The sequence below is a fragment of the Cryobacterium flavum genome, assembly GCF_900103805.1.
Lineage (GTDB): Bacteria > Actinomycetota > Actinomycetes > Actinomycetales > Microbacteriaceae > Cryobacterium > Cryobacterium flavum.
The window spans coordinates 188,293-206,046 of the sequence record NZ_FNIB01000005.1 but is presented as its reverse complement, the minus strand read 5'-3'; the positions used below and the strand labels follow the sequence as shown (position 1 = coordinate 206,046).

17 protein-coding genes are annotated in these 17,754 nt (G+C 65.6%); 9 read left to right on the top strand and 8 right to left on the bottom strand.

Features of this window, described 5'->3' with window-relative positions; all coding sequences use genetic code 11:
• Positions 1-283: 283 nt before the first annotated feature.
• The 7 genes from nrdH to BLS91_RS08995 all read left to right on the top strand — a co-directional run bounded on the left by nrdH (position 284) and on the right by BLS91_RS08995 (position 6,932).
• A complete protein-coding gene (nrdH, locus tag BLS91_RS09020; protein WP_035880942.1) occupies positions 284-517 on the top strand; it encodes a glutaredoxin-like protein NrdH in 234 nt (77 codons plus the stop codon).
• 56 nt (positions 518-573) lie between these two features.
• Entirely contained in the window at positions 574-978 is a 405-nt protein-coding gene (gene nrdI / locus BLS91_RS09015; protein WP_092340388.1) for a class Ib ribonucleoside-diphosphate reductase assembly flavoprotein NrdI, read from the top strand.
• A gap of 29 nt (positions 979-1,007) precedes the next feature.
• Complete coding sequence (nrdE, locus tag BLS91_RS09010) at positions 1,008-3,113, top strand: class 1b ribonucleoside-diphosphate reductase subunit alpha (protein ID WP_092340521.1); 2,106 nt, start codon at positions 1,008-1,010, stop codon at positions 3,111-3,113.
• A gap of 37 nt (positions 3,114-3,150) precedes the next feature.
• Complete coding sequence (gene nrdF / locus BLS91_RS09005) at positions 3,151-4,128, top strand: class 1b ribonucleoside-diphosphate reductase subunit beta (RefSeq protein ID WP_092340387.1); 978 nt, start codon at positions 3,151-3,153, stop codon at positions 4,126-4,128.
• Positions 4,129-4,233: 105 nt separating this feature from the next.
• The gene (locus tag BLS91_RS20600) at positions 4,234-5,040 is read left to right on the top strand and encodes an FAD-binding oxidoreductase (protein ID WP_241983165.1); all 807 of its coding nucleotides are present in this window, start codon (positions 4,234-4,236) and stop codon (positions 5,038-5,040) included.
• 105 nt (positions 5,041-5,145) lie between these two features.
• Positions 5,146-5,613: a hypothetical protein gene (locus BLS91_RS20595; RefSeq protein WP_241983166.1), complete on the top strand. Its 468-nt coding sequence runs from the start codon at positions 5,146-5,148 to the stop codon at positions 5,611-5,613.
• Positions 5,610-6,932 carry a class I SAM-dependent methyltransferase gene (locus BLS91_RS08995; RefSeq protein WP_092340386.1) on the top strand — a complete coding sequence of 441 codons (1,323 nt, stop codon included), beginning with the start codon at positions 5,610-5,612 and terminating at the stop codon, positions 6,930-6,932. The genes BLS91_RS20595 and BLS91_RS08995 overlap by 4 nt, the downstream gene beginning before the upstream one ends.
• Before the next feature lie 52 nt (positions 6,933-6,984).
• Here the strand turns inward: BLS91_RS08995 and BLS91_RS08990 are convergent, their stop codons facing one another.
• From BLS91_RS08990 to BLS91_RS08965, 6 genes are all read right to left on the bottom strand, one after another.
• The gene (locus BLS91_RS08990; RefSeq protein WP_233206130.1) at positions 6,985-8,340 is read right to left on the bottom strand and encodes an ABC transporter permease; all 1,356 of its coding nucleotides are present in this window, start codon (positions 8,338-8,340) and stop codon (positions 6,985-6,987) included.
• Positions 8,337-9,068, bottom strand: coding sequence for an ABC transporter ATP-binding protein (locus BLS91_RS08985; RefSeq protein ID WP_092340384.1), 732 nt, complete (start codon positions 9,066-9,068; stop codon positions 8,337-8,339). Before BLS91_RS08985 ends, BLS91_RS08990 begins: the two co-directional genes overlap by 4 nt.
• Positions 9,025-10,599 carry a hypothetical protein gene (locus BLS91_RS08980; RefSeq protein ID WP_241983167.1) on the bottom strand — a complete coding sequence of 525 codons (1,575 nt, stop codon included), beginning with the start codon at positions 10,597-10,599 and terminating at the stop codon, positions 9,025-9,027. Before BLS91_RS08980 ends, BLS91_RS08985 begins: the two co-directional genes overlap by 44 nt.
• Positions 10,600-11,553 carry a hypothetical protein gene (locus tag BLS91_RS08975; protein WP_092340383.1) on the bottom strand — a complete coding sequence of 318 codons (954 nt, stop codon included), beginning with the start codon at positions 11,551-11,553 and terminating at the stop codon, positions 10,600-10,602.
• Between the two features lie 610 nt (positions 11,554-12,163).
• Positions 12,164-12,928: an MBL fold metallo-hydrolase gene (locus BLS91_RS08970; protein WP_092340382.1), complete on the bottom strand. Its 765-nt coding sequence runs from the start codon at positions 12,926-12,928 to the stop codon at positions 12,164-12,166.
• Positions 12,929-12,992: 64 nt separating this feature from the next.
• On the bottom strand, positions 12,993-14,048 hold the full coding sequence (locus BLS91_RS08965; RefSeq protein ID WP_092340381.1) for a 2,3-butanediol dehydrogenase: 1,056 nt from the start codon (positions 14,046-14,048) through the stop codon (positions 12,993-12,995).
• 152 nt (positions 14,049-14,200) lie between these two features.
• On the opposite strand from BLS91_RS08965, the gene BLS91_RS08960 reads away from it, so the two are divergent.
• Positions 14,201-14,959: an NUDIX hydrolase gene (locus BLS91_RS08960; RefSeq protein ID WP_092340380.1), complete on the top strand. Its 759-nt coding sequence runs from the start codon at positions 14,201-14,203 to the stop codon at positions 14,957-14,959.
• A gap of 5 nt (positions 14,960-14,964) precedes the next feature.
• Here BLS91_RS08960 and BLS91_RS20590 read toward each other — a convergent pair whose 3' ends face one another.
• Together BLS91_RS20590 and BLS91_RS08950 are read right to left on the bottom strand one after the other, a co-directional pair.
• A complete protein-coding gene (locus BLS91_RS20590) occupies positions 14,965-16,116 on the bottom strand; it encodes a coiled-coil domain-containing protein (RefSeq protein WP_233206142.1) in 1,152 nt (383 codons plus the stop codon).
• 41 nt (positions 16,117-16,157) lie between these two features.
• Entirely contained in the window at positions 16,158-17,111 is a 954-nt protein-coding gene (locus tag BLS91_RS08950) for a hypothetical protein (protein WP_241983168.1), read from the bottom strand.
• A 220-nt stretch (positions 17,112-17,331) separates the two neighbouring features.
• Here BLS91_RS08950 and BLS91_RS08945 point away from each other — a divergent pair, with 220 nt between their 5' ends.
• Positions 17,332-17,688: a VOC family protein gene (locus tag BLS91_RS08945; protein WP_092340379.1), complete on the top strand. Its 357-nt coding sequence runs from the start codon at positions 17,332-17,334 to the stop codon at positions 17,686-17,688.
• The last annotated feature ends 66 nt before the right edge of the window (positions 17,689-17,754 follow it).

Sequence of the window (17,754 nt, the reverse complement as noted above, 5' to 3'; positions counted from 1 at the left end):
GGAATGTCGGCGGTTTTGCGCCGGGGGACTGTGGGCAACGTGTGGAATGTCGGTGGATAACTACACAAATGTAATTACTGCATGTAGTGGCTATTGAGCGTAGCGATCACTAGATGTAGTATTGAAACTCTAGTCAGGCACTACAGCCCGACAGTACGCTTGCTCACTTTGAACGACGATTTCTGACGAATACTCGCCGGAAATCGAAGAGTTTCATCGAACATACTTGCGAAGTATATCGAACAGTTTTAGACTTGACCTGCCAAGAAGAAAGGCCATAATCATGGCAATCACCGTTTACACGAAGCCCTCCTGCGTGCAGTGCACGGCCACCTACCGTGCCCTCGACAACAAGGGCATCGAGTATGAGGTGCTCGACCTCTCGGTCGACGAAAACGCCCTCGAAGCTGTCAAGGCATTGGGCTACCTGCAGGCGCCCGTCGTGATCACCGACGAAGAGCACTGGTCGGGCTTTCGTCCAGACAAGATCAACGCACTCGCTGCTCGCCTCGCGTAGCCACCACCAGCACACCCCCGCCTCAACGCGCCGCCCGATCAGAATCGCCAGACTAGATGACTGACATCGTGTACTTCTCGAGCACCTCAGGCAACACTGCCCGGTTTGTCGAGAAACTTGGTCGAACGGCAGCGCGAATCCCGCTTCATGCGCGTGAGGAGCCGCTCGTCGCCCAGGAGCCGTTCGTGCTCTGCGTGCCCACCTATGGTGGTGGCAGTGTGGGCGGGGCGGTGCCCAAGCAGGTCATCAAGTTTTTGAACAACGAGACCAATCGGTCGTTGATTCGCGGCGTCATCGGCGCCGGCAACATGAATTTCGGTACGGCATACTGCCTGGCTGGCGACATCATCGCCGCCAAGTGCAAGGTGCCCCACCTCTATCGCTTCGAAGTATTTGGAACACCGGATGATGTGCGCATCGTTCACGACGGATTGGAAGAATTTTGGAAACAACAGCCGTGAAGATCACGCCCATCGATGCACCGTCGGGCATGGACTACCACTCGCTCAACGCGATGCTCAACCTGTACGGCCCGAACGGGGAGATCCAGTTCGACAAGGACCGCGAGGCTGCCCGCGAGTTCTTCCTGCAGCACGTCAACCAGAACACCGTGTTCTTTCACTCGCTGCGCGAGCGCCTCGACTACCTGGTCGAGAAGGAATACTACGAACAGGCCGTACTCGACCAGTACTCGTTCGAGTTCATCACGAGCCTGAACGACCTCGCGTACTCGAAGAAGTTCCGTTTTCAGAGCTTCCTCGGTGCCTTCAAGTACTACACCTCGTACACGCTGAAGACCTTCGACGGCAAGCGTTACCTCGAGCGTTTCGAAGACCGCGTCGTCATGACCGCGCTGGGTCTCGCCTCCGGTGATGAGAAGCTCGCCGTCGCCCTGGTCGAAGAGATCATCGCCGGACGCTTCCAGCCCGCGACCCCCACGTTTTTGAACTCTGGCAAGGCTCAGCGCGGCGAGCTCGTCTCGTGCTTCCTGCTGCGCATCGAAGACAACATGGAGTCGATCTCCCGCGGCATCAACTCCTCGTTGCAGCTCTCCAAGCGTGGCGGCGGCGTGGCGCTGCTGCTGAGCAACATTCGTGAGGCCGGCGCGCCGATCAAGCAGATCGAGAACCAGTCCAGCGGCATCATTCCCGTGATGAAGCTGCTCGAAGACTCCTTCAGCTACGCCAACCAGCTCGGTGCCCGCCAGGGCGCGGGAGCGGTCTACCTGCAGGCGCACCACCCAGACATCATGCGTTTTCTCGACACCAAGCGTGAGAACGCCGACGAGAAGATTCGCATCAAGACCCTCTCGCTCGGCGTCGTCATTCCCGACATCACCTTCGAGCTCGCCAAGAACGACGAGTGGATGTACCTCTTCTCGCCGTACGACGTGGAAAAGGTCTACGGCGTGCCCTTCGCCGACATCTCCGTGACCGAGAAATATCACGAGATGGTCGACAACCCCCGCATCAAGAAGTCCAAGATGAAGGCGCGCGAGTTCTTCCAGACCCTCGCGGAGATCCAGTTCGAGTCCGGCTACCCGTACATCATGTTCGAGGACACCGTCAACAAGGCGAACCCGATCGAGGGTCGTATCAACATGTCGAACCTCTGCTCCGAGATTCTGCAGGTGAACACCCCGACCACGTACAACGAGGACCTCTCGTACAACGAGATCGGCAAGGACATCTCCTGCAACCTCGGCTCGATGAACATCGCCCTGGCGATGGACTCCGGCAACCTCGGTCGCACCGTGAACGCGGCCATCCGTGGCCTGAACGCGGTGTCCGAGCAGAGCCACATCAGCTCGGTTCGCTCCATCGAAGACGGTAACGACCGTTCGCACGCCATCGGCCTTGGCCAGATGAACCTGCACGGCTACCTGGCCCGCGAGCGCATCTACTATGGCAGCGAAGAAAGCATCGACTTCACCAACATCTACTTCTACACGGTGTTGTTCCACGCGTTGACGGCCTCCAACGCCATCGCCATCGAGCGCGGTGGCACCTTCGAGGGCTTCGAGAACTCCTCCTACGCCTCCGGTGCGTTCTTCGACAAGTACACCGACCAGGTCTGGGAGCCGACCACCGCCCGCGGCGCCGAGCTGTTCAGCCAGGCCGGGGTGTCGATTCCCACGCAGGCGGATTGGGCCGAGCTCAAGGCATCCGTTGTGAAGCACGGTATCTACAACCAGAACCTGCAGGCCGTGCCGCCCACCGGGTCGATCTCGTACATCAACAACTCCACCGCGTCGATCCACCCGATCGCAGCGAAGATCGAGATCCGCAAGGAAGGCAAGCTGGGCCGCGTGTACTACCCGGCGCCGTTCATGACGAACGACAACCTGGACTACTACCAGGACGCCTACGAGATCGGCTACGAGAAGGTCATCGACGTGTACGCGGCGGCGACGCAGCACGTGGACCAGGGCCTCTCGCTGACGCTGTTCTTCAAGGACACCGCCACCACCCGCGACATCAACCGCGCCCAGATCTACGCGTGGAAAAAGGGCATCAAGACCATCTACTACATCCGTCTGCGTCAAATGGCCCTTGAGGGCACTGAGGTTGAGGGTTGCGTCTCGTGCGCGCTGTAACTTTTCTGAACACCGGAATGTCTATGAAGGACGAATCATGAGTAGCCCCAAGGTCAAGTTGGTGTCGCATGTTGATGCGATCAACTGGAACAAGATCGAAGATGAGAAAGATGTCGAGGTGTGGAACCGCCTCACCAACAACTTCTGGCTGCCCGAGAAGATCCCGCTGAGCAACGACATCCAGTCGTGGAACCAGCTCACCCCGGTGGAGCAGCAGCTCACCCTGCGCGTGTTCACCGGGCTGACCCTGCTCGACACGATCCAGGGCACCGTCGGCGCCGTCTCGCTCATCCCTGATGCGATCACGCCGCACGAGGAAGCCGTGTACACGAACATCGCGTTCATGGAATCCGTGCATGCCAAAAGCTACTCGTCGATCTTCTCGACCCTGAGCAACACCAAGGACATCGACGAGGCGTTCCGCTGGTCGACCGAGAACGAGAACCTGCAGCGCAAGGCCTCGATCGTGATGGACTACTACCAGGGCGACGACCCGCTGAAGCGCAAGGTGGCCTCGGTTCTGCTCGAGTCCTTCCTGTTCTACTCGGGCTTTTACCTGCCCATGTATTTCTCCAGCCGGGCCCGCCTCACCAACACGGCCGACCTCATCCGCTTGATCATTCGTGACGAAGCGGTGCACGGCTACTACATCGGCTACAAGTTCCAGAAGGGCCTTGAGAAGGCCACTCAGGAACGTCGCGACGAGATCAAGGACTACGCCTTCAACCTCGTGTTCGAGCTGTACGAGAACGAGGTGCAGTACACGCAGGACCTGTACGACGAGGTCGGCTTGACCGAAGACGTGAAGATGTTTCTGCACTACAACGCCAACAAGGCGCTGATGAACCTCGGCTACGAGGCGATCTTCCCGAAGGACGTCTGCGACGTGAACCCGGCGATTCTCTCGGCGCTCTCACCCAACGGCGACGAGAACCACGACTTCTTCTCGGGTTCGGGTTCGTCGTATGTCATCGGCAAGGCTGTTGTGACCGAGGACGACGACTGGGACTTCTAGAGGAGCGTCTGGTGCGGGAAGGGCGGAGGCTTGGGCCACCGCTCTTATTGCTCGCCATGTGAATTACCGGTCGCGGCGGATGCCGCATGGGACTAACGTGATGGTGTGCCCGCTGCTGTGGTCAACGCCCAGAGCGCTCACGCCGCAGGCGTGCAGCGCCTTCTGCAGCGATATCGGGCCGTCCCGGCAACGGCCCCGATTCGACTGGCCAAGCGCACCTCGAATCTGTTCCGAACCCGATCGAAGACCGGGGCGACAGGCCTCGACACGTCCGGCCTGACCGGCGTCATCTCAGTGGATGCTGCGGCGCAAACGGCGGACGTGGCCGGCATGTGCACCTACGACGACCTCGTCGCCGAGACGCTGCGCTACGGGCTGGTGCCGTTGGTCGTGCCACAGCTCAAGACCATCACCCTTGGCGGCGCGGTCACCGGCCTCGGAATCGAGTCGACGTCGTTCCGCAACGGCCTGCCCCACGAGTCGGTGCTCGAACTGGACGTCCTGACCGGCGCCGGAGAAGTGCTGACCGTATCATCGAGCGAGAACACCGCGCTGTACCGCGCCTTCCCCAACTCCTACGGAACTCTGGGCTACGCGGTGCGCCTGCGCATCGAACTCGAACCCGTCAAACCCTTCGTCGCTCTCGCGCACGTGCGGTTCCACTCGCCCGTCGATTTGGTCGCCGCTATAGACGGCATCATGGCCACCGGCAGCCTCGACGGCGTCGCGGTTGACTATCTCGACGGCGTGGTGTTCAGCGCCGACGAAAGCTACCTCTGCGTGGGTAGACAGACTGGCGCGCCCGGCCCGGTCAGCGACTACACCGGCCAACAGATCTACTATCGCTCCATGCGGCACGAGCGCGGCGTGACAACCGACCGCCTCACGATCTACGACTACCTGTGGCGCTAAGACACGGACTGGTTCTGGTGCTCTGAGGCGTTTGGCGCGCAGCATCCGCTTATTCGTCGGTTCTGGCCCGCGCGCTACCGCCGCAGCAGCTTCTACGCCACGCTGATGCGGATCGAACAGCGGTTCCACCTTGGCGATCGCCTTGAGAAACTGCACGGCAAGCCGCCCCGTGAGCGGGTGGTGCAAGACGTCGAGCTGCCCCTGGAGCGGTGCACGGAATTTCTGGATTGGTTCCTCGAGACCGTACCGATCGCTCCGATTTGGCTGTGCCCGCTGCGCTTGAGAGCCGACGATCGCTGGCCGCTCTACCCGATTCGACCGCGACAGAGTTACGTGAACGTCGGGTTCTGGTCGACGGTGCCGGTTGGGCAGGTCGAGGGCGAGACGAACCGGCTGATCGAACGCAAGATCGGCGACCTTCACGGGCACAAATCGCTCTACTCCGACTCCTACTACTCACGGGAGGAGTTCGACGAACTCTACGGCGGGGACGTCTATCGGGCCGCGAAGAAGCGGTACGACCCCGATTCCCGCCTCCTCGACCTCTATGCGAAGGCGGTGCAACGACAGTGACCACGTTCAAGGATCAGGCGATACAGACGACGGATGCCCCGGCGGGCAAGTTCACCCTCGCGCAGGTTCTGGAGATTCTGGCCGGCGGTCGCCTCCCGGTGAGCTTCACCGCTTACGACGGGAGCACGGCGGGACCACCGGATGCGCCGTTCGGGCTGGACCTTCTGGCCCCGCGCGGCACGACCTACCTCGCTACCGGCCGCGGTGACCTCGGACTGGCCCGCGCCTATATCGCCGGCGACCTCGACATCCACGGTGTGCACCCCGGTGACCCCTATGAGCTGCTCAAGGCGCTCGCCAACAGCCTCGAGTTCACCCGGCCACGCGCGCGGATGATGGTGGACATCATCCGCTCTATCGGTGTGAGGCAGTTGCGCCCGATCAGTCCGCCGCCGGAAGAAGCGCAGGCTCGATGGCGCCGCGTCGCCAGCGGGCTGCGGCACAGCAAGACACGTGACGCCGAAGCGATCCACCACCACTACGACGTGTCGAACCGGTTTTACGAGTGGGTGCTCGGGCCATCGATGACGTACACCTGCGCCTGCTACCCAGACAGCGACGCCCCCCTCGACCAGGCGCAGGAGAACAAGTACCGGCTCGTGTTCGAGAAGTTGCGGTTGAACCCCGGCGACCGGTTGCTCGATGTCGGCTGCGGCTGGGGCAGTATGGTGCGCTACGCCGCCCGCCGCGGCATCCGCTCCACCGGTGTGACGTTGTCGAGAGAGCAGGCTGAGTGGGCGCAGCGGGCCATCGCCGACGAGGGCCTGAGCGATCTGGCGGAGGTTCGATTCGGTGACTACCGCGACATCACCGAAACCGGCTTTGACGCCGTGTCATCCATTGGGCTGCTCGAGCACATCGGCGTGCGCAACTATTCGTCGTACTTTCGTTTTCTGCAGGACAGACTGCGCCCCGGAGGCTTGTTGCTCAACCACTGCATCACCCGGCCAGAGAACCGCACCGAGCCGGCGACCCGAGGCTTCATCGATCGCTATGTCTTTCCCGACGGAGAGCTCACCGGCTCGGGCCGGATCATCAGCGAGGCGCAGGATGTGGGTCTGGAGGTGCTGCACGAGGAGAACCTGCGCCAGCACTACGCGCTGACGCTGCGCGATTGGTGCGCCAACCTGGTCGAGCATTGGGACGAGGCGGTCGAGGAGGTCGGGCTGCCCACGGCAAAGGTGTGGGGGCTGTACATGGCGGGCTCGAGGCTCGGGTTCGAGAGCAATGGGATCCAACTGCACCAGGTGCTGATGACCAGGCCCGACGAACGTGGCGGTGTCGGCGAACTGCCGTTGCGGTCGTGGTGGACGCCGTAACCGTAGCCCGGCTCGGTGAGAAAACGGTTCAACGCGCGGCGGCCGGAACCCCTCAGGTTCCGCCGCGCAGGGCCGTGATCGGCTCGATGTTGGAGGCGCGCACCGCCGGGTAAGCGCCGGCGGCGAGGCCGACGACGGTTCCGAGCAGGGCCGCGCCGATGGCGACTACGGGATCGAGGATGGGCGTCCAACCCTGCAGCAGCGACACGACGACCACCGCGAACACCCCGAGAGCCGAGCCGATCAGGCCGCCGAGCAGCCCGATCACCGCCGACTCCACGATGAACTGCCGGGCGATGTCGCGTTTGGTAGCACCGAGGGCCCGGCGCAGACCGATCTCACCGACCCGTTCCATCACCGAGAGCAGGGTGACGTTGGCGATGCCGAGACCGCCAGCGAGCAGGGCGAGAATGCCGAGCGTGAGAAAGACAACGTTGATGTCGGCCTGAATGTTGTCTTGCAGTGACGAGGCGGTGGCTGGTGCCTGCACCGTGAAGTTCTCGGGAGCATTCGGGTCGAGCGCGATCGGTGCCTGCCGCGCTACGAGTGTGCCGGCGCCGACAGCGATCTGCACGTGCAGTTCGGCCGGAGCGGTCAGGGCGAAGTCGGCGCGGGCGGTGCCCATCGGCAGAATCACAGCGTCGAGCAGGTTGGCGCGGCGTTCGACGCCGTCGATGATGCCGATGACGGTGTAGGGAACGTCGCCGATGAAGATCGACGGCTGCGAGTCGACCCGGTTTATGCCGAGCGTCTCGGCCGCCCGCGCGCCGAGCACGACCACCCGATCGGCACGCTCGTCATGGCCGGCATCGAAGTAGCGCCCGGTGACGATGTTGCCGCGCACTGCCGCGAGCAGGCCCGGCGAGGTGGCGATGACGGCGGGACTCAGAGTCTGCGCGGCCGAAGGATCGTTCACCGGAACAGACGTGATGAGCTGGCCGGCCACGTCGATATCGGCCACGAGACCCGCGCGTTCCACCCCCGCCAGGCGATCGAGCCGCTCCGGGGCATCCCACGGCAGCCGACTGGTGGCCTGCTCGGCGCCGCTCGAGTTGCGGGTCGTGGCCGGTTCGATCATGACCTGGGTCGCCGAAACGGCGTCGAACTGGCTGGAAATCTGCCCGGCGGCGGTCTGCGCGAACCCGATCGTGACGACGAGCGAGGCGATGCCGAGCACGGTTCCGAGGGTTGTCATGATGAGTCGGCTGGGACGTGCCCCGACGCCGTAGCTCGCCTCCACCAGCAGGTCCTGAACCGAGAACCGGTCGGCACGGCGAATGACCGGAACGATGCTGGCGGCGCCAGGTGCCAGTTCAGTGGATGCCGTCAGATCGTCCCCCGAGACAGTCTCGGGGACGGCGGCGGCGCGGGAACGGCGGCGCAGCATCCGCTTGAAGGAAAACGTCACGACAACTCGCTCAGGCGACCGTCGGTGATGCGCACGCGCCGCTCGGCCCGATCGCTCACCGCCTGGTCGTGGGTGATGACGATGAGGGTGAGGCCGTCGGCGTGCAGTTCCTCGAAGAGATCCATGACCTCGCCGCCGGTGGTCTCGTCGAGGTTTCCGGTGGGTTCGTCGGCGAGCAATAGCTCGGGCGAGGCGACGACGGCGCGGGCCACCGCCACGCGCTGGCGTTCACCGCCGGAGAGGGGGCCGGGCAGAAAGTCGAGGCGGTGGTTGAGCTTCACCCGGTCAAGGGCGGCGCGGGCGCGGTCCTCGCGTTCGGCGCGCGGCACGCCGCTGTACAGGGTGGCGAGCAGCACGTTGTCGAGCACGGTGCGGTGCGGCAGCAGGTGAAAGGCCTGAAAGACGAAGCCGATGGTGCCGCCGCGCACGATGGCGCGCTGCTTCTCGTCGAGCAGGCTCGTGTCCCGGCCGTCGAGGTGGTATTCGCCCACGCTCGGCCGGTCGAGCAGGCCGAGCAGGTTGAGCATGGTCGACTTACCCGAGCCGCTGGGGCCGACGATCGACAGGTAGTCGCCGCGCTCCACCCGCAGGTTGACCGATTTGAGCGCCTGCACCTCGGGCGGACCGGGGAACGACCGCGTGACGTTGACCAGTTCGACGACCGGGGCTGTCAGCACCGGCCCATCACCGGCCCACCACGACGAGGTCGCCGGCCTTGAGTGAGCCATCGACGGCGGTGATCTCGACGAACCCTTCGGCGGCGAGCCCGGTCGTCACCTCGACCAGCACGGTCTCGGCGTTGTCGCCGGGGTCGAACTCGACCCGGGATTCGCCGCCAGGCCCGGCGGTCAGCGCGGCGAGCGGAACGGCGAGCACTTCGCCCTCGGTCGAGCTGACCGGGATGCGCACGCGCACGTTGCTGCCCTGCACGGCCTGGATCTGTTCGTCGGTGAGCGCGTCGGGCGCGAACAGCACGGTGAACCGGCCGCTAGCCGTCTCGCCGCTGGCCGGTTCGGCCGGCAGGATCGAGCTGATCGTGGCGGTCTGGTCGCCGTCGGGCATGGCGAGCATGGCCGGGGCGCCGACTTCGAGCAGTGCGGCGTCGCTCGCCGTGGCCGAGCCGGAGATGACCAGGGTCGCGCCGGAGACGCGCATGACCGGTCCGGTGATGCTCGATCCGCGTTTCACGCTGATCTCGTCGACGCGGCGGGGCAGGCCGGGCAGGTAGAGCACTTCGCCGGCCGGCAGGTAGGCGAGCGCGCCGTCACGGGCGTCGCTCAGGGTTTCGCCGGCGCGGGTCAACTCGGCCTTGGCCGCGGTGACGGCGGCCTTCTCGGCGCTCGCGTCGCGGGGAGCGAGGGCCTGGGCCTGCCGTGCGAGGGCCAGAGTGACGGCGTCCTCGGCATCCGCTATCTGGGTCGGAGTGCCCGCGGCCTGCAGGTCGGCGAGGGCGCGCTGAGCGCTGCGCACCAGGTTGCCCTGTTCGACCACGTCAACGTTCGCGCTCGTGCCCTGCACGATGGTCAGCGCGCCGTTGGCACTGTCAACGGATGCCTGCGCGCTCGTCACCCCGGCTTCGGCACTGCTCACCGCGCTCGCGACGTCGGCGCCGCCGGTAGGTGCCGGATAGCCGACCTTGGCGTAGAGGGCAGTGACCGCGCTCGCCGTCTTCGCGTCGAACACGTCGGAGTCGAGCGCGCCGGCATCGATTCCGGCCGCGTTCAAACCCTGCTTGAACTGCAGAACGTCGGGGCCGGAAACGCCGACCCGCAGGGTGCGATAGACCGGCAGGTCGCCCGGCAAGACGATCACTGGGCGCCCGGTGACCTCGAGCGCGATCGACGCGGTATCGAATATGGCGGCGACCTCCGGAACCTGCCCGGTGACGATCGGCGCGCCGGCGAGTTCGCCGGTTTCAATGCTGACCTCCACCGAATCGGCATAGGTCGCGTCGCCGCGCATGGTGACGTCGTTGGCCAGTGTGCGGTTTTCGATGGGCACGGTGATGAGACCGCCGGCGGGAGCATCGGCATCCGCTGCCGCCTGCCCGGGTGAGACGATCAGCTGGCCGAGCCCGAGGCCGGCCACAAGCGCGATGATGGCCACCGTGGCCATGACCCAGATCACCCGGTTACCGGCGAACAGGCGTCGCCAGCCCTGGCTGCGCGACCGGGCCGGCGAGGTGCCGGGGTCGATCGCGTCGATCACCTCGGTCGCGTCTTGCTCTGTAGCTGCTCGTCGCCCGAACAGGCGCGACACCTACTTGCCTTGCTCGTAGTCCGCGATGAGCGCGTCGAGCTCGGACTTGTGATCGGTGATGAACTGCTCTTCCAACTCGAACTGTACCTTGGTCGTTGCTTCGGTGTAGCCAAGGTCTTCCGCGCAGGTGAAGTCGGCCATGGCCAGTGCGAGTTCCTTCTCTCGCAGATCAGCGAGGATCGTCTCGTCGGGGGCAGCGCCCGTCTGGTCTTCGTAGAGCGCGTTTTGCTCATTCATGATCGACTCCTGGGCGTCCGCCTTCTTCGCGAAGGTCGCATACCCGGCATCGGCCATGCAGGCCGCCCATTCGGCGTCGAGCTTCACGATCGCGGGGGACGCCTGCAGGTCTTCATACATGAGGCTCATCGCGTCGTAGACCGCCGCGTGTTCTTCCTGCGATGGCTGGTCGCCGTTGACTTCCTGACTGGCGGAGCCGTAGCAGCCCGCCATCTCGTAGCTGTCGACGTAGGAGCCGTCGGCGAGCTCCTCTTCGGTGGGCTGCGGACCGTAGAGTGCTTCGCTGTACGCGGTTTGCTCGCTCTCGGACAGCGACGCCAGGTAGTCTTGGTTCGGGTCGACGAATTCCGCGCTCTGCGCCTCCTGCTCAGCGATCTGCTCCGGGGACTGGCTCATGCCGTAGCCGTTTTCGGCCACCCATTTCTCGGTTCCGTATTCGTCGGTGTCGGTCATCATGCTGCTGTACTGCGAGGCGTCGACGGGAGAGTAGTCGAAGCCCTCGTCGGACATGCAGGCAGCTACGAGTTCTTCCTGCTCGTTCTGCCCCGCGATCGCCGAGTCTTCGTCGAAGCCTTCGTAGATTCCCGACATGTACTTCTGCAGAGGGCCTTCGGCCGGGTCGAGCTTCTCGGCGGACTTCTCGGCGCTGCAGCCCGCGAGCGTCAACGACAGCAGAGCGGCGGCGGCGATGGTCGTGAGTAGTGAGCGATGGCGCATGAAGTTCCCCTTTGAGCATGGTCTGGGCTGCGCCGGGTATCGATCGCCGCCCCCGATCTCCCCATAAGCTAGCGCATCGCGACGGCGAATAGGGGTGAACGCCAAGTTGCAGCGCTACAGTAACCATACCGTTCGGTCTGTTTCGGATGCAAGGCGGCCCTGGGTAACGCCTCGAAGCGGCAGATTGCGGGGGACGTCTGAGGCTTCCCGCATAACTCCTGCAATTTCTGGACCTTGACGATTAGACCCGCGTAATGACGGGAGAACTGAAAACCGACGAGACAGATTGCAGGAGTTATGACGTGGAGGGATGAGCGAGGCGCCGACGAACGTCACATAGGCGCCGTCGACGTCGGGCGGATAGGGTTCAACCAGGAGTCATCTCCCGTTTTCACGTGATTGGAGAATGCACCATGGCCCAAAACCCCAAACAGAGCAACAAGGTTGCCCGCGCAGCCAGCTCAGGGGGCAGAAATGCCCGATTTAGCGCTGCAGCGGACACTGCCGCTGCGCGGGCGCGCGCCCTGACGGCCCGGACCCTCGAGGCCCGGGCACGTGCGGCTCGGACTACTGACGACAAAAAGCCCGACCAGTAGGCTCGCGAGCTCAGTCAGCGCTCGGCGCGCAGGTAGGCCAGCTGCGCTGTGACGGAGGCCTCGGCTGCGAACCGCACCGCGGCATCCGTTTGGACGTAAACGAGATCGGTGACCTGTGCCACCGTCGCTGTGGAACCGAGTTCGCCAAGCGCGGCCCGCACCTGATCGAGACGCTCGTGGCGGTGCGCCAGGTAGACCGTGCAGATGGCCGCGAGGTCGGGCAATACGGGGCCGTGCGCGGGCAGAACGGTGGCAGACCCGAGCGCGCGCAGGGTCTCGAGCGAGGCCAGGTAGTCGGCGAGGCTGTCGTCGATGATGGACGTACCGCGGCCGAGAATGGTGTCGCCGGTGAGTATAGAGCCGGCTTCGCCGTCGCCCGGCAGGTATAGGCAGACCGAGTCGTCGGTGTGGCCGGGGGTGGCGAGAACGCGGATGCTGGTGCTGGCGACCGCGAGCAGCTCCCCGTCGCTGAGTGGGTCACCATTCACGCAGAAGGCCGCATCGAACGCCCGCACCGGGGCTCCGGTGAGCTCGGCGAAACGAACGCTCGCCGCGGTGTGGTCGGCGTGCCGGTGCGTGATCAGCACGAGTTCCACCCGGCCGGCCGCGGCGAGGACCGCGAGGTGGCCCTCGTCGAGCGGCCCCGGGTCGACTACGACGATGCCGCTCGAGTCGGGTGCTCCGATGAGATAACTGTTGGTGCCGTCGAGCGTCATCGGCCCGGCGTTCGGCGCGAGCAGACTGCGGGTGAGCGGGCTCGTGCGCAGGATGGCGGGCATAGAAGGCAGCCTACTGCCGCGATCGGCGGCGTCCCCGACTGGAGGCGCCGCCGGTTAACCCGGATTACGGGTGCACGATGATCTTGACCGCGGTCTCGTTGTGGTTGATCAGCGTGTCGAAGCCCTGTGTGATCAGGTCATCGAGGGCGATGCGCCCGGTGATGAAGGGAGCCAGCTTGACCCGGCCGTCCTGCACGAGCTTGATCGTGGCCGGGTGATCGCGCACGTACGCGATCGTTCCGCGCAGGTCGATCTCCTTGAGCACGAGCTTCTGCATGTCGATGCTGGCCGGCTTGCCCCAGATCGACACGTTCACGATGACGCCGGCGGGCCGAACCGCGTCGAACAACTGGCCCAGCACAACGTTCACGCTGGTGCACTCGAAGCAGACGTCAGCTCCGTTGCCGCCGGTGAGTTCGCGCACCCGGGCGACGACGTCTTCCTTGCTGGGATCGAGCACGTGGTCGGCCACCCCGGTGACCCGCGCCTTCTCCTTGCGAGCCTCGCTGAGCTCGGACATGATCACGGTCAGGCCCTCGGCCTTGAGCACTGCGGCGACGAGCAGGCCGATCGGGCCGGCCCCGCCGATGAGGGCGACATCGCCGGCCTTGGCTCCACTGCGCACGAAAGCGTGGTGGGCAACGGACAGCGGTTCGATGAGCGCGGCTTCGTCGAGCGGGATATCGCCGATCGCGTGCACCCAGCGGCGGTCGACGACGACCTTCTCGCTGAGTCCGCCGCCTCCGCCGGCCAGGCCGATGAAGCCCATCTTCGTGCAGAGGTGGTAGTTGCCAGCCAGGCAGGGAGCACACTCGTTGCAGACGAAATAGGGTTCGACCACGACGTTGTCGCCGACGGCGAGGTCGGTCACACCCTCGCCGAGCGCGGTGACGGTGCCGGAGAACTCGTGCCCGAGCGTGACCGGTTCTTCTTCGTGCGAGAGCGGGTGGGGGTGTCCCTCGGCCGGAATGAAGATCGGCCCTTCGAGGTACTCGTGCAGGTCGGTTCCGCAGATTCCGCACCAGGCGACGTCGATGGCGACGGCTCCCGGTCGAAGTTCGGGTGCGGGAATGTCCTCGATGCGAATGTCTGCCGGGCCGTGAAAACGAGCTGCCTTCATGATGCTTCACTACTCCTTGCACCGAAACAGCGACGGTACCCTCGTGGCACCGGCGATACGCTTCGGCTCACTTTCAGCCTACTGGCCGGGTCGTTCCGATACCGGGCGTTAGGGTGGATCACACTGCACGACCTGACACCAAAGGACCGGCGATGACGCACGATACCGAACCAGTGCCCCTGGGGGTCGCGGCGACCGTCGTTCTGTTGCGTGACAGCTCCGCCGGGCCGGAAGTGCTGCTGCTCGAACGCCCCCGTCACCGCGGGTCTTTCGCTGGGGCGTGGGTGTTTCCGGGCGGCGGCGTCGACCCGGGCGATCGACGGCAAGCGGATGCCGCAGCGCCGGCCGGCAGCGCCAGCCGCGCCGTGCAGGCTCCCGACCGCCGCTCGGCGGCTTGGGCCGAGACCGTCGAGCAACTCGCCGCCCGTCGGGCGGCCGTGCGCGAGGTGCGAGAGGAGACCGGGCTCGAGGTCGAGCCAGACTCTCTCGTGGCGACGGCGCTGTGGGTTCCGCCGTCGAGCGCCCCGAAGCGGCTGCGCACCTGGTTCTACGTCACGACGGCACCGCCCGGTTCCATCGCGCTCGCCGAAGACGAAGTCATCGACTACGCCTGGCTGCGGCCGGAAGCGGCGCTTCAGCGGCACGCATCCGCTGTGATGACCCTGGTCGCGCCGACCTGGGTGACCCTGCACGGGCTGCAGGGGTACGGGACGGTGGCCGAAATCGTGGCCAGTGCCGGGCGGCGCGGACTGGCGCACTACGAAACCCGGCTTGGTGCGAGCGAGCGCGGGCCGGCGCTGTTCTGGGCGGGGGACGTCGCCTACGCCGATGACGCGCTCGCTGAGCGGGATGGCGGGCGGCACCGTCTCGAAATCGGCCAGGTACCGTGGGTGTACAGCGTTCGGGAGTGACCTTCTCAGTACCAGTTGTTGGTCTCGGAGTGCTCCCAGGCGCCGCAGGGCGTGCCGTAGCGTGAGGCGATGTAGCCGAGGCCCCAGCTGATCTGAGTGGCCGGGTTGGTCTGCCAGTCATCGCCGGCCGAAGCCATCTTGCTTCCGGGCAGGGACTGCGGAATTCCGTACGCGCCGCTGCTGGCGTTGTAGGCGTTCACTCGCCAGCCGGACTCGCGCTGCCACAGGGAGACCAGGCAGGTCAGCTCGGCGTCGCCCCAGCCCCTGGCTGCCACCTGGGCCGCAGCAATGCGCTGGGCGCCGGGGCGGTCGACGGTACCGCCGGTCGGGGGAACGACCGGAACGACCGGGCTGGTCGGGACACTGGGAACGGTCGGTTGCTCGCCCGCATCCCCGGCTCCGGCGTTTTCTGCGGCCTGCCGCTGTTGCTCTTCGTAGTCGTGCTGCGCGGTCACGCCGGTGCGGTACTGCCGTTCCACCTCCGCGGACGTGTTCTTGAGGGAGGCCAGCTGGGCATAGAGAACATCGCTGGACGCCTGCTTGCGGGCAACTTCGGCATCCGCTGACTGCTGCGCCGTCTCGGTAGCCGCCAGAGCTGACAGGGTCTCGTCGTGCAGGCGATCGCGCTCCCGTGTCTTCATGTCGGCCTGAGCGGTGAGGGCTGCCGCCGCGTTGCGCTCGGTATCGGCCTGCTCGGTGATCAGGCCCGCCTGCTCCGTGAGCCGGGACATGGCGCCGAGCTGAAAGAGCAGGTCGTTGGCCTTCCCGCCATCGAAGAGGGCGCCCACGGCGAGGCTGCTGCCGCCGGAACGGTAGAGCTGGGCGCCGAGCACGCCGAGGCGCTCACCGCTCGCATCAGCCCGAGCGGATGCCGCATCCGCTCGGGCCGTCAGCACCGTTTGCTGGGTGGTCGCCTTCTCGAGCTCAGCCTGAGCCACCGCAGCGAGCGCGGTCTCGGTCACGGCCGTATCGCCGAGAGCGGCCGCGCGCGCCTGCAGGCCATCGAGCGCGGACTCGATCCGTTTCACCTCGGCGGCCGTGGCGGTCTCGCTCGACCGGGCGGCGTCAACCTCGGCCCAGGTGGGGTAATCGTCGGCTGCCGACGCCGAGGGCGCTGCTGCAACGATCGACGCGAGGACAACGGCGAGGCAGGTCACTTGCGCCAATCGCCGCAGGCTTGGACCGCGCGCGAACTGACTCACGGTGTGGGGATCAGCGTCGGAACACGGCAGCCCTGGCCGCCGACATAGTTGAGGCAGTCGTCGAACAGCACTGAGAACGGTTCGAGGGTGGAGACTCCGAACCAGGCGTTGTAGAACAGCCAGAAATTGAGGTTGCCGTAGGTCGAGCATCCGTCGCCCTCGTCGCCGGCCTTCGCGAGGGCGACCGGGTTGGGCTGGTACGGCGTGTAGTTGTAGAGATTGGCGGTGGCCTGATTTTTGATGGCGACGGTGGAGGCGCCGCACTCGGCGTTGGGGTTGAAGCCCACGTCGACGCTGCCGATCTGGAACGCCCGGTCGGGCTCCTGGGTGTACTGCCGAAACTGCCAGGCCGCGTTGTAGACCTGGTTGAAGAAGCCGAAGTACTGGGCGTCGCAGTCCGCGGTGTCCGGGCAGCCGTAGCCGGTGGCGCGCAGATAACCGGATGCGCTGGGCCGGGTCAGCAGCGACTGCTCCTTCTGCAGCAGCACCAGCAAGACCTCTGGGCTGATCGTGCAGGCCGCCGCGATCTTCGCGATGATGCGGGCGGCCGATTCGTTCTCAGCGCCGGTGTACGGCAGGCAGTGCCCGTCGCCCTTGGCTGGCTGGCTGGTCGTCGTCTCGCGGTACTCCCAGAGGCACGGCACGCCGTCGCTCGGCCGGCAGGAGCGAGCCTCGAGAAAATCCTGGATGCCGCTCTCGGGGAGGGCGTCCGGGTTGAAGAAGTTGTAGTCGCTGATGATGAGGCCGGGGTCGAAGGTGGCGGGGTCGATCGGTGTGGGGTCGGAGGCGTCCGGGGCGGTGGCCGCGGCGGCTGGGGCGACTGTGGAAGCGGGAGCGGCGGCTGTGGCTGGCGGGGCCGGGCTGGCGATGAGCGTCGCCGCGAGCCCGACGAGGGCCACTCCGGTCGCCAGAATGCGCAGGGAACGGCGGGGCAGCGCAAAGGAGCTCATATCAAAACCCTAACCGGGCTCGGCAAGCTTGTGGCACTTGCGGGAGCCGGGCATCCGCTCGTCGTGGCACTCCTCAGAGGACCGGGCACTCACTCCTACGGGTGCCGCCATCTCCAACGAGTGCCGCGAGCTCGCCCGGCGGCTCCGACCGACGCGACCCGGGCCATGCGCGGCCGGTCGGGGTGCGGTGGCGACACCAAGCGTGAACCGAGGAGGCCCCATGACCATCAATCATCTTCTCGCCGTCGTTCCGGTGGCCGATTTTGAGGCCGCACACCGCTGGTACGAACGACTCCTCGGCCGCCGGGCCGACAATGCTCCCATGGCCGGTCTGCTCGTGGAATGGCGGATGACCGACAACGGATGGCTGCAGCTCACTCACGATGAGACCCGCGCCGGCACCGGTCTGCTCAATTTCGCCGTCGATGACCTGCCAGCGCACCCCGCCGAACTGCACGGTCACGGGCTGGAACCGGGCGAGATCGTGCAGGCGAACAAGGGCGTGCAGCTCTCCACCATCGTCGACCCGGAGGGCAACACGATCACCTTCATCGGGCACTTTCGCGAGGTCTATTAGCCCTGTTTCTGCCTACGCGGGAGCTGCGCCGCTGCGCGCGAGGCGCAACTGGGGCGCACTGGCGCA